The organism is Kitasatospora sp. NPDC059599 (assembly GCF_042735125.1).
GTDB lineage: Bacteria > Actinomycetota > Actinomycetes > Streptomycetales > Streptomycetaceae > Kitasatospora.
Map to the genome: position 1 here is coordinate 1 of NZ_JBHWCL010000313.1, position 1,221 is coordinate 1,221.

General features: G+C 68.2%; 1 protein-coding gene. It reads left to right on the plus strand.

All coding sequences use genetic code 11. The features are described 5' to 3' along the window. Positions 1 to 1,221 (plus strand): amino acid adenylation domain-containing protein (locus ACFV04_RS43755; RefSeq protein ID WP_380536661.1); only part of this gene is annotated, 1,221 nt, incomplete at both ends.

The following is a 1,221-nucleotide window of genomic DNA, read 5'->3' on the forward strand; positions in this document are numbered from 1 at the left end:
CCGGATCGACGTCCGCACCGAGGCGGAACGCGTGCCGGCCGCCGTGCGGAACACCGCTCCCGACGACCCGTCCGTCTCGAACTGCATCCCGGACGCCTTCGAAGCCCAGGCCCGCCGCACCCCCGACGCGACCGCCCTCACCTTCGAATCCACCACCCTCACCTACACCGAACTCGACACCCGCGCCAACCAACTCGCCCACCACCTCATCAACCAGGGCATCGGCCCCGAACACATCGTCGCCCTCGCCCTCCCCCGCTCCCCCGACATGGTCATCGCCCTCCTCGCCGTCCTCAAAGCCGGCGCCGCCTACCTCCCCATCGACCCCGACTACCCCACCGACCGCATCACCCACACCCTCACCGACGCCCGCCCCACACTCCTGATCACCACCACCCCCACCACCACCGACCTCCCCCACACCGACACCCCCCACCTCCTCCTCGACACCCACCCCCTCGACCACCACCCCACCACCAACCCCACCAGGCAACTCAACCCCCACAACACCGCCTACATCATCTACACCTCAGGCTCCACCGGCACCCCCAAGGGCGTCACCATCCCCCACCACAACGTCCTACGCCTCCTCACCCAGACCAACCACTGGTTCCACTTCACCACCACCGACGTCTGGACCCTCTTCCACTCCTACGCCTTCGACTTCTCCGTCTGGGAAATCTGGGGCGCACTCCTCACCGGCGGCCGACTCGTCATCGTCCCCCACACCACCACCCGCACCCCCACCGACCTCCTCCACCTCCTCACCGACCAAAAGGTCACCATCCTCAACCAAACCCCCTCCGCCTTCTACCAACTCACCCAAGCCACCACCGAAAACCCCGACACCACCCACCAACTCTCCCTACGCCACGTCATCTTCGGCGGCGAAGCCCTCGACCCCACCCGCCTCACCGACTGGTACCGACACCACCCCGACCACACCCCCCGACTCACCAACATGTACGGCATCACCGAAACCACCGTCCACGTCACCCACACCCCCCTCACCACCACCCACACCCACACCCCCACCAGCACCATCGGCCACCCCATCCCCGACCTCCACCTCCACATCCTCGACACCGGCCTACGCCCCCTGCCCACCGGCGCCACCGGCGAACTCCACGTCTCCGGCCCAGGCCTCGCCCGCGGCTACCTCAACCGCCCCGCCCTCACCGCCGAACGCTTCATCGCCAACCCCTACGGCCCACCCGGCAC